The sequence below is a fragment of the Rhodanobacter sp. Col0626 genome (assembly GCF_049994385.1).
Classification (GTDB): Bacteria; Pseudomonadota; Gammaproteobacteria; order Xanthomonadales; family Rhodanobacteraceae; genus Rhodanobacter.
Genome location: NZ_CP188260.1, coordinates 3,084,499 through 3,098,716, shown reverse-complemented (window position 1 = coordinate 3,098,716; position 14,218 = coordinate 3,084,499). Strand labels below are relative to the sequence as shown.

13 protein-coding genes are annotated in these 14,218 nt (G+C 64.4%); 8 read left to right on the top strand and 5 right to left on the bottom strand.

Annotated elements, in window-relative coordinates:
* Positions 1-43 precede the first annotated feature (43 nt).
* A complete protein-coding gene (locus tag ACPPVV_RS13540) occupies positions 44-976 on the top strand; it encodes an ATP-binding cassette domain-containing protein (protein WP_426703240.1) in 933 nt (310 codons plus the stop codon).
* Positions 973-2,082 (top strand): ABC transporter permease, encoded by a 1,110-nt coding sequence (locus ACPPVV_RS13535; RefSeq protein WP_426700409.1) that lies wholly within the window; start codon positions 973-975, stop codon positions 2,080-2,082. The genes ACPPVV_RS13540 and ACPPVV_RS13535 overlap by 4 nt, the downstream gene beginning before the upstream one ends.
* A 317-nt stretch (positions 2,083-2,399) precedes the next feature.
* Here ACPPVV_RS13535 and miaB read toward each other — a convergent pair whose 3' ends face one another.
* Entirely contained in the window at positions 2,400-3,758 is a 1,359-nt protein-coding gene (gene miaB, locus ACPPVV_RS13530) for a tRNA (N6-isopentenyl adenosine(37)-C2)-methylthiotransferase MiaB (protein ID WP_426700408.1), read from the bottom strand.
* Positions 3,759-3,963: 205 nt separating this feature from the next.
* Here miaB and ACPPVV_RS13525 point away from each other — a divergent pair, with 205 nt between their 5' ends.
* A complete protein-coding gene (locus ACPPVV_RS13525) occupies positions 3,964-5,169 on the top strand; it encodes a lytic transglycosylase domain-containing protein (RefSeq protein ID WP_426700407.1) in 1,206 nt (401 codons plus the stop codon).
* 71 nt (positions 5,170-5,240) lie between these two features.
* Here ACPPVV_RS13525 and ACPPVV_RS13520 read toward each other — a convergent pair whose 3' ends face one another.
* Positions 5,241-6,419, bottom strand: a complete 1,179-nt coding sequence (locus ACPPVV_RS13520; protein ID WP_426700406.1) for a S1C family serine protease — start codon at positions 6,417-6,419, stop codon at positions 5,241-5,243.
* Between the two features lie 161 nt (positions 6,420-6,580).
* Between ACPPVV_RS13520 and petA the strand changes: the two genes are divergently transcribed.
* From petA to ACPPVV_RS13495, 5 genes are all read left to right on the top strand, one after another.
* A complete protein-coding gene (gene petA / locus ACPPVV_RS13515; RefSeq protein ID WP_426700405.1) occupies positions 6,581-7,186 on the top strand; it encodes a ubiquinol-cytochrome c reductase iron-sulfur subunit in 606 nt (201 codons plus the stop codon).
* Positions 7,186-8,487 (top strand): cytochrome b, encoded by a 1,302-nt coding sequence (locus ACPPVV_RS13510; protein WP_426700404.1) that lies wholly within the window; start codon positions 7,186-7,188, stop codon positions 8,485-8,487. The genes petA and ACPPVV_RS13510 overlap by 1 nt, the downstream gene beginning before the upstream one ends.
* 13 nt (positions 8,488-8,500) lie before the next feature.
* Positions 8,501-9,244: a cytochrome c1 gene (locus ACPPVV_RS13505; RefSeq protein ID WP_426700403.1), complete on the top strand. Its 744-nt coding sequence runs from the start codon at positions 8,501-8,503 to the stop codon at positions 9,242-9,244.
* Between the two features lie 69 nt (positions 9,245-9,313).
* Positions 9,314-9,943: a glutathione S-transferase N-terminal domain-containing protein gene (locus tag ACPPVV_RS13500; protein ID WP_426700402.1), complete on the top strand. Its 630-nt coding sequence runs from the start codon at positions 9,314-9,316 to the stop codon at positions 9,941-9,943.
* Positions 9,944-9,966: 23 nt separating this feature from the next.
* Complete coding sequence (locus ACPPVV_RS13495) at positions 9,967-10,398, top strand: ClpXP protease specificity-enhancing factor (RefSeq protein ID WP_426703239.1); 432 nt, start codon at positions 9,967-9,969, stop codon at positions 10,396-10,398.
* 185 nt (positions 10,399-10,583) lie between these two features.
* On the opposite strand, the gene ACPPVV_RS13490 is transcribed toward ACPPVV_RS13495, so the two are convergent.
* Genes ACPPVV_RS13490 through ACPPVV_RS13480 form a run of 3 tightly spaced genes read right to left on the bottom strand, consistent with a single transcriptional unit; the run spans position 10,584 to position 14,197 of the window.
* On the bottom strand, positions 10,584-10,994 hold the full coding sequence (locus ACPPVV_RS13490) for a DUF3301 domain-containing protein (protein ID WP_426700401.1): 411 nt from the start codon (positions 10,992-10,994) through the stop codon (positions 10,584-10,586).
* Between the two features lie 42 nt (positions 10,995-11,036).
* The gene (gene nadC, locus ACPPVV_RS13485) at positions 11,037-11,894 is read right to left on the bottom strand and encodes a carboxylating nicotinate-nucleotide diphosphorylase (RefSeq protein WP_426700400.1); all 858 of its coding nucleotides are present in this window, start codon (positions 11,892-11,894) and stop codon (positions 11,037-11,039) included.
* The gene (locus ACPPVV_RS13480) at positions 11,891-14,197 is read right to left on the bottom strand and encodes a DUF1631 domain-containing protein (protein ID WP_426700399.1); all 2,307 of its coding nucleotides are present in this window, start codon (positions 14,195-14,197) and stop codon (positions 11,891-11,893) included. Before ACPPVV_RS13480 ends, nadC begins: the two co-directional genes overlap by 4 nt.
* Positions 14,198-14,218 lie beyond the last annotated feature (21 nt).

Genomic DNA, 14,218 nt, shown 5'->3' with positions numbered 1-14,218 from the left:
CGCCGCCACGACGGATGCGAAGACCGATGCCGAGGGTGTCGCGATCCGCGCACGCGGGCTCACCAAACGGTTCGACAAGCTGGTCGCGGTGGATCATGTCGACCTCGAAGTGCCGGCGAAGCAGGTCTACGGTTTCCTCGGCCCGAACGGATCGGGCAAGTCGACCACGATCCGCATGCTGTGCGGCCTGCTGACGCCGACCGACGGCGAGATCGAAGTGCTTGGCCTGAAGATTCCGGCGCAGGCCGACGAACTGCGCTCCCACATCGGCTACATGACGCAGAAGTTCTCGCTGTTCGAGGACCTGACGGTGCGCGAGAACCTGGAGTTTCTCGCCGCGATCCAGGGCGTGCCGAAGGCGAAGACGAAGGGCCGCATCGACGAGCTGGTCGAGCAATACCATTTCGGCGATCGACAGAAGCAGCTGGCAGGCACCATGAGCGGCGGCCAGAAGCAGCGCCTGGCACTGGCTTGCGCGGTGATCCACGAACCGGAGCTGTTGTTCCTGGACGAGCCGACCAGCGCGGTCGATCCGGAGTCGCGCCGCGACTTCTGGGAAAAGTTGTTCGAGCTGGCCGATATCGGCACTACGCTGCTGGTCTCCACTCACCTGATGGACGAGGCCGAGCGCTGCCATCGACTGGCGATCCTGGATCATGGCGCGCTGGTCGCCGATGGCACACCGGACGAGCTGACCGAAAAACTGAAGGGGCGTACGTTCACTGTCGACAGCGCCGATCCGCGCCGCGCGCAACACTCGCTGGTGGACGTGCCGGGCGTGCTCGGCGTGGCCCAGGTCGGCAATACGCTGCGTGTGCTGGTGGCGGACGATGCCGGCGACCCGACGCAGCGGATGGACAAGGCGCTGGCGGATGCCGGGCAGAAAGCCAGGGTCGTGCAGGCACCGCCGAATCTGGAAGACGTGTTCGTGGCTGCCACGCACAAGGGCGAACAGGACAGGGAGCGCGCCGCATGAACTGGCGCCGGTTGTGGGCGATCGTGCTCAAGGAGTTGCGCCAGATGCGCCGCGATCGCGTGACACTGGCGATGATCGTGGGCATCCCGGTGATCCAGCTGGTGTTGTTCGGCTATGCGATCAACACCAATTTGCGCGGGCTCGAAACCGGCATCGTCGACCAGGCCAATACCGCCGGCTCGCGCGCGTTGCTGATGGACATGCTGGCCACCGACGTGGTCGCGCCGGTGGCGCGGGTGGACACGCCGCAGGAACTGATGGCGATGATCCGGCGCGGGCAGATCAGCATCGGCATCGTGCTGCCACCGGATTTCGAACGCCGCCGGATCGATGGCCGCGAGGTGGCACAGGTACTGGTCGACGGCAGCGACACGGCCGTGCAGGGTGCCGCCGCGCAACTGGCGCAGGTGCCGATCGACAGCGCCATGCCGGACACGCGCGCACCGATGACCAGCACCCCGGCGGGCGGGCGGATCAGCGTGGTCGCCTTCTACAACCCGCAGCGCCGCTCGGCGGTGAACATCGTGCCCGGCCTGATCGGGGTGATCCTGACCATGACGATGGTGTTGTTCACCGCCATCGCGATCGTGCGCGAACGCGAACGCGGCAACATGGAGTTGCTGATCGCCACGCCGTTGACCAGCGCCGAACTGATGGTCGGCAAGGTGCTGCCGTACGTGGTGATCGGCCTGGTGCAGACCAGCGTGGTGCTGGCGCTGGGCATGTGGCTGTTCGATGTGCCGATCCGCGGCAGCGTGCTTGATGTCTACCTGGCATCGGGACTGTTGATCCTCGCCAACCTCACCCTGGGCTTGCTGATCTCGACGCGGGCGCAGTCGCAGTTCCAGGCGATGCAGATGATGATCTTCGTGTTCCTGCCATCGATCCTGCTGTCCGGCTTCATGTTTCCGTTCGCTGGCATGCCGCGGGTGGTGCGGTGGATCGCCGAGGTGCTGCCGCTGACCCATTTCCTGCGGCTGATCCGCGGGGTGATGCTGCGTGGGGCGGGGCTATGGGAGATGTGGGTCGACGTGCTGGCGCTGGCAGGGTTCACGCTGGTGATGATGACGCTGGCGATTCTTCGCTTTCGCAAACGGCTGGACTAGCGCGGTGCCGTTGTAGGAGCGACTTCAGTCGCGATGCTCGAGGTGTTCGAAAAGCCGTCGCGACTGAAGTCCCTCCCACAGGGATTTGCATCAGGCGGCTGGAATGGCGTGGGGTACGTGCCGTTGTAGGAGCGACTTCAGTCGCGATGCTCGAGGTGCTCGAAAAGCCGTCGCGACTGAAGTCGCTCCCACAGGGATTTGCATCAGGCAGCTGGAATGGCGTGGCGCTACACGCCGTTGTAGGAGCGACTTCAGTCGCGATGCTCGAGGTGTTCGAAAAGCCGTCGCGACTGAAGTCGCTCCCACAGAGGTGTGCGTCAGGCGGCTTCTTCGGCCGCCAGCCTTACCCGTCCGCGCAGCGAATTGCTCATCGCTTCGGTGATTTCCACGTCGACGAACTGGCCGATCAGGCGCGGGTGGCCAGGGAAATTGACGAAGCGCATGTTTTCGGTGCGGCCGGTGAGTTCGCTGGCATCGCGTGTGCTGGGCTTCTCCACCAGGACGCGCTGCACGCTGCCGATCATCGTCTGGCTGATCCGCTTCGCGTTCGCGTTGATGGTGGCTTGCAACCGGCTCAGACGCGCGTGCTTTTCTGCCGGCGGAGTGTCGTCGGCGAGGTTCGCCGCCGGCGTGCCGGGGCGCGAGGAGAAGATGAAGGAGAAGCTCTGGTCGAAGCCGATGTCGTCGATCAGCTTCATGGTCTTTTCGAAATCCGCTTCGGTCTCGCCGGGGAAGCCCACGATGAAATCGGATGACACGCAGATATCCGGTCGCACCGCGCGCAACTTGCGGATCTTCTGCTTGAACTCCAGCGCGGTGTAGCCGCGCTTCATCGCGCTGAGGATGCGGTCGGATCCCGCCTGCACCGGCAGGTGCAGGTAGTTCGCCAGTTGCGGCACGTTGGCGTAGGCCTCGATCAACGAGTCGGAGAACTCCAGCGGATGCGAAGTGGTGAAGCGGATACGGCCGATGCCGTCGATCTGGGCGATCGCGTGGATCAGCACGGCGAGGTCGGCGATGCCGCCATCAAAGGTGGGCCCGCGATACGCGTTCACGTTCTGTCCCAGCAGGTTGACCTCGCGCACGCCCTGCGCGGCCAGCTTGGCGACTTCGACGATCACGTCGTCGAATGGACGGCTGAGCTCTTCGCCCCGGGTATAGGGCACTACGCAGTAGCTGCAGTATTTCGAGCAGCCTTCCATGATCGAGACGAAGGCGGTCGGGCCTTCGGCACGCGGTTCGGGCAGGCGGTCGAACTTCTCGATCTCGGGGAAGCTGATGTCGACCTGTGGCAGGCCACTGGCACGCTGCTTCTCGATCAGCTCGGGCAGGCGGTGGAGAGTCTGCGGACCGAACACCAGGTCGACGTACGGCGCGCGCTTGACGATCGCCGCGCCTTCCTGCGAAGCCACGCAGCCGCCGACGCCGATCAGCACCGGCTTGCCGTCCTTCTTGTGCTGCTTCCAGCGACCGAGCTGGCTGAATACCTTCTCTTGCGCCTTTTCGCGGATCGAGCAGGTGTTGATCAGGATCACGTCCGCTTCGGCTTCGTCCTGGGTCAGTTCCATGCCGTGCGATGCCTTCAGCACGTCGGCCATCTTGGCCGAGTCGTACTCGTTCATCTGGCAGCCGTGGGTCTTGATGAAGAGTTTGGCGGGAGCTGGCTTGCCGCTCATGGCGTGGACACCGTGGTTCGTGAAGCAGGAGATGCGATCCGCTGAACCGTGCAGTTTACCCTCGCGGCGACGCGTCTGCCAGTAATTGAGCATGACGGATCAAGTACTTGCAGCGGATGGCCGGGCAGGAGCCGGGCGCGCCCGGCGCGGTGGATGGCGTCGACGCGGGCGGGTTGGGCGAATGAAACGCTGCGTGGTGCACGAAATGACCACCACCCACTTGGCGGCGGCGAGACATGGCGGCACACTGCGCCCCATGCTTGGCGCCGCGAGTCATGGGGGAAGTGTCGATCGGCCCGCCGGGGGCTTCCCATTGTGTTCGATCCTCTTCTGGGTCGCGTTGGGCTGTGCGCTGTTGTGGTGGCCACAAGCTCGCGGAGGCACCCTGTATCAGTGCACCGGTTCCAGCGGTGAAATGGTCTTCAGCAGCAGCAAAACCGGCTATCACGGTTGCCGGCCGATCAATAACTACAGCGGACGATCGCCACGTCAGCGGGCAAAGCCGCCGCTGCGGAGTTCGCTGGCAAGAGTCGCTGCATCCGTCGAGACCACGGCGAGCGCTGTCGCTGCCGGCGACACCGGCCGGATCTCGTTGACCGGCGTACGCGGCACGGTGGAAACCAGTGCGCAGCGTATCGGCGAAACGCCGCCGCAACCTACGTCGCTGGCGGCGGTGCGAGGCTCGGTCGAAACCAGCGCGAAACTCCCGCTGGCGACGGCCGCTACGGCGATACCGGGTCAGTGGAGCTATCGCGAGTCGCGCAGTACGACGCCCGCGGTGGCGCCGGTCGCGGATGCCGCGGCCAGCAAGGTGCTGCGTGGTGCGGTCTATCGCATCGTGCGGAAGGACGGCAGCGTCGAGTACACCAACTTGCATCCGGTCGGCCAGACGGGTCGCGCCGTGACCATGCTTTTCAGTTACATCGCGACCTGTGCGGCGTGCAACCTGCATTCGCCGATCCACTGGGGCAGCGTCTCGCTCAACCTCACCGCGTACGCCGACACCATCCGCGCGGCCAGCATCGAGTACGGCGTCGACGAGGCGTTCCTGCGCGCGATCATCCATGCGGAGAGCGCGTTCAATCCGCGCGCGCTGTCGCTCAAGGGCGCGCAGGGACTGATGCAGCTGATGCCGGGCACGGCCAACGACATGGGCGTGCTGGATGCGTTCAACTCCGATCAGAACATCCGCGGTGGCGCGCGGTACCTCAGCCTGCTGCTGCATGATTTCGACGGCAGCGAGCGGCTGGCCGCCGCCGCCTACAACGCAGGCCCCGGCGCGGTGCAACGTTACAAGGGCGTGCCGCCATACAGCGAAACCCAGGTGTATGTGGAACGGGTGGATAGTTTGCGCAAGCGCTACGGCGCAGCGATCCATCCGCCACTGGCCTCATCGGGCGGACCCGGCTGAGCCGCTGATTCCTGTGCGCAGGGGCTCGCACGGTGCACGCTCACCACGTCATGCTGTGGAACCTTGCAATATCAATCGGCTGGCGTGGCGTTGGGACTCATTGCCGGGCGTTGCGCCAGGGTGAGCTGAAGATGGAATGGGCTGCCGTTGCGCAGGCCGGAGACCTCCACCTTGCTGCCGGGCTTGAGCGCGGCCTCGTGACGGCGCAGATCGGCGGGGTCGAGAATGTCATCATTGCCGATACGCAACAGGATGTCGCGCGGCTGGATACCCGCCAGCGCCGCCGGACCACCGGGATAGATCATCGTTACCTGGGCACCGCGCGCCGCCGCGGGCAGGCCGCTGTTGGCGGCCACCGGCACGAAGGCATAGTCCGCGCCGATCCAGCCGCGCACCACGTGGCCGGTGGTGATGATCTGATCCAGCACCTTCTTGGCGGTGGCGACGGGGATGGCGAAACCGATCCCCTCCGCGCCGGCGGCCTTGCCGATCAGCAAGGTATTGATGCCGACCAGCTGGCCTTCGGCATTGACCAGGGCGCCGCCGGAGTTGCCCAGATTGATGGCCGCGTCGGTCTGGATGAAATCCTCGGCGCTGGAGCTGTTCAACTGTCGGCCGATGGCGCTGACGATGCCCATGGTGACCGTCTGGTTGAGGCCCAGCGGGTTGCCGATCGCCAGCACCACGTCGCCGGGACGCACCTGCTGTTGATCGGCCATCTGGATCACCGGCAGGTTGCTGGCGTCGATCTTCAGCACCGCCAGGTCGGACTCCTCGTCCGCTCCAACCAGAGTGGCCTTGGCGATGCGGCCGTCGTACAGCAGTACCTGGATATCAGCGGCCTGGGCGATCACGTGGTTGTTGGTCAGCACGTAGCCCTGGCCCTGGGCACTGACGATGACGCCGGAGCCGAGCGTCTGCTCGCGGTGCTGGTAAGTGGTGGGCTGGCCACCGAACAGCTGCTGCAATACCGGGTTGTCGTACATCCGCACGGCTTGTTCGGTAACGATCTTGTTGGCGTAGATGTTGACCACCGACGGCGCCGCAGCCGCCACCGCGTCGGCGTAGGAGACCGGGCCGGCGCCGACATGGGGCTGGCTGACCGACGGCTTCGACGGTGCCGTCAGGCCGAAGCGGGCACGCAGCCGTTCGCCGCTGCCGGGCCAGAACAAGCCGATCACGAACGCCACGGCCAATCCGAGGACGGCGAAGCGTGCAATAAAGAGAAGCGTGCCGGCGGCATGTTTCATGTCGGAAGGAAAAGTCCCGGCGGGTCGTGGCGAGTGTTGTGGCGGATGGACTTCGCCGTGATGCGTTTATTGTACGGGGCAAGGCCTGACGCTACACTAACGCGTTTTTGCAGGCACCAAAGCCTGTGTCTCAATGGCAAGCAAGTTACCCGGAGAGCCAGATGGCGAACGAAGTCGTCGATCACGGCCGCCGCCGTTTCCTGACAGCAACCACTGCGGTGGTTGGTGGTCTTGGAATCGTGTCGGCAGCTGTGCCCTTCATCAAGTCGTGGGAACCCAGTGCGCGCGCCAAGGCCGCTGGCGCTCCGGTTACGCAGTCGCTGGCCAAGATCGAGGCGGGCCAGATGCTGGCCGTGTCGTGGCGCAGCCTGCCGGTGTTCGTGCTCAATCGCACGGCGGCGCAGCTGGCGACGTTGCCGGAGGTGGATTCGCGCCTGGTGGATCCCAAGTCCGACGGTGCGTCGGCCGCGCAGCAGCCGAAATACGCGCAGAACGAGGCCCGCTCGATCAAGCCGGAATGGCTGGTGATCGTGGGTATCTGCACGCATCTGGGCTGCGTGCCCAATTTCGTGCCGGAGATCAAGCCCGAGCCGTTCGATCCGAACTGGAAGGGCGGCTTCTATTGCCCCTGCCACCATTCGCGCTATGACCTGGCCGGGCGCGTGTTCAGTGGCGTGCCGGCGCCGAAGAATCTTGAAGTGCCGCCGTACCACTTCATCGACGACAGCACCATCCAGATTGGCGTGGATCCGAAGGAGGCTGGCTAATGGCCAACGTATTCACGAACATCGGCGATTGGGTCACCGAACGCGCACCCGGCATGATGCCGATGTACCGCGCGCACATGACCGAGTACTACGCGCCGAAGAACTTCAACCTCTGGTACTACTTCGGTTCGCTGGCGCTGCTGGTGCTGGTCAACCAGATCGTCACCGGCATCTTCCTCACCATGAACTACAACCCGAGCGCGGCGGGAGCCTTCGACTCGGTGCAGTACATCATGCGTGACGTGGAGTGGGGCTGGCTGATCCGCTACATGCACTCCACCGGCGCCTCGCTGTTCTTCGTGGTGGTGTTCCTGCACATGTTCCGCGGCATCATGTACGGCTCGTACAAGCGTCCGCGCGAGCTGGTGTGGCTGCTCGGCATGCTGATCTTCCTGGCGCTGATGGCCGAGGCCTTCATGGGCTACGTGCTGCCATGGGGCAACATGTCGTTCTGGGGTGCCAAGGTGATCGTGTCGCTGTTCGGCACGATTCCGGTCATCGGCAGCACCCTGGTCGAATGGATCATGGGCGACTTCCTGCCGGCCGATGCCACGCTCAACCGCTTCTTCGCGCTGCACGTGATCGCGTTGCCGATCGTGCTGCTGCTGCTGGTGGTGCTGCACATCGCCGCCCTGCACGAAGTGGGTTCGAACAACCCGGACGGCGTGGAAATCAAGAAGGGCCCGAAGGGCAATCGCTGGGACGCGCTGAAGCCGACCGACGGCATTCCGTTCCATCCGTACTACACGGTGAAGGACCTGGTCGGCGTGGGCTTCTTCCTGCTGATCGCCGCGTTCATCATCTTCTTCGCACCGACCTTCGGTGGCTGGTTCCTGGAACATGACAACTCGATCATGGCCAACAACCTGGTCACTCCGGCGGAGATCAAGCCGGTGTGGTACTTCACTCCGTTCTACGCGATCGTGCGCATGATCCCGTCCTTCCTCGGCACGGCCGTGTGGGGCGTGCTGGCGATGTTCGGCGCGATCGCCGTGTTGTTCCTGTTGCCGTGGTTCGACCGCGGCAAGGTCAAGTCGATCCGTTACCGCGGCACCGGCTACAAGGTGGCGCTGGGGCTGTTCGTGGTGTCGTTCTTCGGCCTCGGTGCGGTCGGTGCGGGCATCACCGCCGAGGTGATCCCGAAGTGGTTCGGCGATGTCGACCTCACGACCTGGGAAAACGCGTTCGGCCGTCTGATGACCCTGATTTACTTTGGCTTCTTCGCATTCCTTTGGGCCTACACATATTTCGGCTGGGAGAAGACCAAGCCGGTTCCGGAACGGGTGACGACGCATGATTAAGCGGAAGCTGCTAATGAAGCGATACATCTTCCCGGTGGCGTTGGCGTTCGGTCTGATGGTCGGCAACGCGTCGGCCAATGCGGCGGAAGAGGGCGGCGCACTGCTCCACGCCGGCGCCAATGTGCAGGACCAGGCTTCGCTGCAGCGCGGCGCCAGGCTGTTCTTCAACTACTGCGTCGGTTGCCACTCGCTGAAGTACATGCGCTATTCGCGCATTGCCCAAGACCTTGGCCTGTCCGAACAGGAAGTGATGCAGAACCTCAACTTCACCGGCGCCAAGTTCGATGATCCGGTGGTGTCGCACATGCCGGCGGCATCGGCCGGTACCTGGTTCGGCAAGGCTCCACCGGATCTTTCGCTGGAAGTGAGCGCGAAGAGCCCAGACTGGGTCTACACGTACCTCAACTCGTTCTACCTCGATCCGCACAGCCCGATCGGCTGGAACAACACCGCGCTGCCGAATGCGGCGATGCCGTTCCCGCTGTGGGAGCTGCAGGGCCTGCAGACAGCGCAGATGAAGCCTGGCAAGGATGGCGACGGTCCGACGGTGGAAAAACTGGTGCTGTCGAAACCAGGCAAGCTGAGCCCGGAGCAGTTCCACCAGGCGACGCGTGACCTCACCAGTTTCCTGGAATATGCCTCCGAGCCGGCTGCGCTGGAGCGCCATCACTACGGTATCTGGGTGATGCTGTTCCTGGCGTTCTTTACCCTGTTGGCCGCCATGCTCAAGAAGGAATACTGGAAAGACGTCCACTGAGCCGGATGGCATCATCCGATTGCGGCGGCCATGAGCCGCCGCAATCGTCTTACTGATGAGGAATCGCGCATGGTCCCAAGCGCTCGCTCGCGTACTGTACTGACGCTCTACACCACGGCTGACGACGTGCAGTGTCATCGTGCCCGGCTGGTGCTGGCCGCCAAGGGGGTCAGTTACGATCGGGTACTGGTGGATCCGGCCAAGCCGCCGGAGGACCTGATCGATCTCAATCCGTACGCCAGCACGCCGACCCTGGTCGACCGCGACCTGACCCTGTTCGATACCTCGGTGGTCTGTGAGTACCTGGACGAGCGTTATCCGCACCCACCGTTGATGCCGATCGATCCCCAGTCGCGCGCGCGACTGCGCGTGGCGGCGGTGCGCATCGAGAAGGACTGGCTGACCGAGGTGGACGCGATCCGTGCCGGCGGCCGACCGGCGGACTCGGCGCGCAAGCGCCTGCGCGAGCAGATGCTGTCCACGGTGCCCCTGTTCAAGGCGTCGAAATTCTTTCTCAATCCGGAAATGAGTCTGGCCGATTGCCTGGTGGTTCCGGTGATCTGGCGACTGCCTTGGCTGGGCGTGGACCTGGGACGCGAGGGCAAGCCGATCATCGATTACGGTGAGCGTTTGTTCCACAGTCAGGGATTTGCGCGCAGCATGACCGACCAGGAAAAAGCAATGCGGCCCACTGCATGACTGACAATGAAAAAACGATGTCGATGAGTTCCAATCGCCCCTATCTGCTGCGGGCGATCTACGACTGGATCACCGATAACAACCTGACCCCGTACGTGCTGGTCGATGCCGGTTTCGCTGGCGTGCGGGTGCCGCCGCAGGTGATCAAGAACGGCCAGGTGGTGCTGAACCTGGCGATGCGTGCGGTAGCCAACCTCGATCTCGGCAACGAGTGGATCAGCTTCCAGGCGCGTTTTTCCGGAGTCAGCCAGACGATCCAGATCCCGGTGCTGGCAGTGTTGGCGTTGTACGCGCAGGAGAACGGCCAGGGCATGATGTTCCCGGCGGACGAAGAAGGGGGCGATACTCCGCCACCCTCCGCCCCCGAGCCGGAGGATACGACGCCGACATCGGGTGCAGACGACGGCGACGACAAGCCGCGCCGTGGTGCGCCACATCTGCGGGTCGTCAAGTAATCCGCAACGCATCGACTGGACGATAGCCGCCCGGAGCCGATGATTTCGCGATCCGGCCTGGGCGCAGGGCGAATGGAAAGCCTGCGAATACTTCGGCCCTGCGATCGCTGCGCCTGGCAAAGGATGGACAAACGCGGTTGCCTCACGCCGGTCAGCGAAATGCGTGCGGCAGCTCAGCGGCCCGCTCAGTGCAGCCTGTCGTCAGCGCGCGGACGCGGGCGCAGCGGCACGACGTTGCTGCCGGTCGACGGCGACAACAGCTTGGTATCGACCTGTTCGTGCGGCAGCATGTCGATGGTGGGCAGGCTCAGACTGCTCAGCGCGTTGCCTATCATCCATAACCGGGCCGGTTCACGGTCCTGGCCGTCGATGCTCACATCGAAACCGTAGCAGCGTTCGAGCATGCGCAGGCCGTTGATGCGACGCAGCCGTATACCGCGCAGGCCGACGGTTTCGTCCAGCAATTGCAGGCCGTGTTGCAGGCATTGCCGTCGCGCTTCCTGCACCGCCCGCTCCCGCGCCACGCTGAGTTTCAGCCATAGCCCGACGACGGCGCCAAGTGCCAGCAACAGCAACAGATCGGAAAGGTCGCTCATCCCCGCAGTGTGTGGGCGCCGCCGGGCGGGTGCAAGCCGCTGTTAGTCCAGCTGCAGCCGTAGCGAAAGATCGACGGCGCGTACGTGCTTGGTGAGCGCACCGATCGAGATGAAGTCGACGCCGGTACGGGCAAATTCGCCGATCGTGCCGAGGTCGACGTTGCCAGACACCTCCAGCGGTGTACGGCCGGCGGTGTAGCGCACCGCCTCGACCATCTGCGCCAGTTCGAAATTGTCCAGCATGATGCGGTCTGTTCCAGCATCCAGCGCCTGTGCGAGCTCGTCCAGGTTTTCCACTTCCACTTCGAGTGGCAGCTCCGGGTGCAGCTGGCGTGCGGCCTGTACGGCGGCGGCGATGCTGCCGGCGGCGATGATGTGGTTTTCCTTGATCAGGATGGCGTCGTACAGGCCCATGCGCTGGTTGTGGCCGCCACCGCAGCGCACCGCGTATTTCTGCGCCAGGCGCAGGCCCGGGATGGTCTTGCGGGTGTCCAGTACGCGTACCGCGGTGCCGGCGACCGCGGCGACGTAGTCGGCGGTCACCGTGGCGGTGGCGGACAGCAGCTGCAGGAAGTTGAGCGCCGGGCGTTCGGCGGTAACCAGTGAACGGGCGTGACCGGACAGATGGCAGATCACCGTGCCGGGCCTGACCCGATCACCGTCACCGACCTGCCAGTCGATCTGCACCGTCGGGTCGAGCCGACGGAAGCACGCATCGAACCATGCCGTGCCCGCGATCACCGCCGCATCGCGACAAGTCAGTGCGGCGTGCGCCCGGGCGTCGGCTGGAAGCAGCCCGGCGGTCGCGTCGCCGGAGCCCAGGTCTTCGGCGAAGGCGCGTTCGATATCGATGGCGATCTGTGCGGCGTCCGGCGCCGCAAAGGATGAAACAGGACTCATTCGGTGTCCGCAAATGGCGTGGGTGAAGCGACTTCAGGCTGGCTCAGCTTGCCGACGATCGCGCTCATCGCACGGTCGAACAGTGCGTTGGCGGCGAGCACGCGGGCCTGGCTGTCGGCGAGCAGATGGGCCAGCTCCTGCGGCGCGTAATCGGCCACTTTCAGGCCGCGCCGGTTGACGAACAGGTAGCGGCCGCTCATCGGGCTGATCCATGACAATTTGGCGCGGGTAAGCGGCTCGTCCGGCAGGCTGAATTCCAGCCAGGTGCCCGGCTGCAGGGCCTGCACCTGATGCCACTCGGGGCTGTCCGGCGGCACATCGGCGAGGTCGTCCTCGCTGCTCTCGTCCATCGCGGTGTCGTGATCGATCACCGGCTGGATGCTGTCGGGGATGGCCAGCATCGCGGCATCCTCATCGACCGCGACGACCTCGGTCGCGTCCAGCGTCTCACCGAGTTGCTGGCGATAGTAGATATGCAACTGGCCGAGCAGGCGTTCGATATCCTGTTCCTGGAACGCCACGTTGGCCAGGCCGAAGCGCAGCGAACGCTCGATCCCGGGCAGCGTCTGCCGCAACGCCTGCCGGCTGTCGGCATCGGCGACCGGTCGGGTGCTGGCGATGAAATCGTCGACAAAACGCAGCGCGCTCTTGAACTCAGGCGAGGTTTCGCCCTGACGCAGCAGGGTCAGCACCAGGTGATTGGCCCACGCCCGTGCCAGTACGCCATGCACCAGCGGCGGCAACTTCCGGTTGTCGATGCGATCGAGAATCTCGCGGGCGGCACGGTGGCGCGCCTGTTCCAGCTTTTCACGGCCGCGGGTGGATTCGGCCACACGCTGTTCGGCCACTTCGGAACGCCGCTTGTTGACGTCCTGGAACTGCTGCAGGTCGAGCAGCAGGCGCTCGAAAATGCCCATGTCGTCGTCGAAGTCGTGCAGCAGGTGGTCGACGATCGACTTCACCTTCTCATGCAGGCGATGGTCGCGGTCGGATTCTTCCGACCAGCCCTTGGCCTGCTCGGCCAGACAATCCAGCAGTCGACGGGCCGGATGCTGGCGATGCGCGAACAGCTTGCGGTCGAGGATCGCCGCCTTGAGATAAGGGATCTGCAACCGGGCCAGCATGACCTGCATGGCCGCGGGCAGGTTGCGATCTTCCAGGATGAACTCGAACAGCATGCCGACCAGGTCGATGGTGTCCTCATCGATGGTGGCCACATGGCTGGGCTTCTCGCCGCGCAACGCACCGATCTGGGTCAGCAACTGACCCTTCAGCTGCAGCACTTCGCGGCTGAGTTCGGCGGCATCGTCGGCTTGTGCGTAGGGCAGCGGACCGGCGCTGGCGATCTGGCTCTGCAGCACGCTGAGCGCGCCCAGCAATTCGTTGGCCGATGGCAGCGGACCACTTGGCATGGCATGCATGCCCGTATTGCCGCTTCCGGCGACAGCCGGGCCACGACGTGCGCTGAACAGCGCGTGCAGGGTCTGCAGCAGGTCGCTGGGAATGTCGCTGGCTTCGTCCATCGCGTCGGACGCGCTTGCCGGATGGCCATCGCCACCGTGGTGGCTGGTCGAGCCGGCAGCCTGCGCATTGCCGCCGCGCAAGACTTCATGGCGCAGCTGCGGCAACACGCCGGCACGCACCAGTTCGACATTGACTTCCTGGTAGAGCTCTTCCAGCGAGGACAGCACGTAACGGTCGAACAATTTGTAGATGATCAGCTTGACGCGCATGTCCGCGCCGAGTTCCTGCAGCGACTGGCGAAACGCCTGGGCCAGGATCGCGGGCGCCACCGGGTTGCTGGCATCGTCGATCTTGTGGCCACCGCAGATCACCGACAGCCGCTGGTTGACCGCGAACAGGTCGCGTGACAGCCGCGATTCGTTCTTACCGATCATGCTGGTAATGGCCAGCGACTCTTCCAGTTCGTTATCGGCCACCAGGGTCAGCTCGACCGAGCCCAGCGACGTCGGGGTGGACACGGGCTGTTGCTTCGGCGGATGGGCCAGTTCGCCCAGGTCGCGACTGATCGTGGCGAGAAAGTTGCGTTCGACGGCGGGGCGGCGCTTGCGCACCTCGCGCATGCCGTCGAAATAGTGCATCTGGGCGGCGTTGTTGTCGGCTTTCTCGGCGAGGTCGAACAGCGCGTCGTCGACATGCTCGAAGGCATTGCCTATCCATTGCTGCAGCCGTTTGCTGGCTATCCCGCGCACGGCATTCAACAGCTCGCCGACGCGCTCGCTGGAGGAATCCAGGCGTGGACTCAGGTTAACCACCCTGGATGGATCACTGGCTTCGTTCATGGCCAACCCCCTGAAACTTTT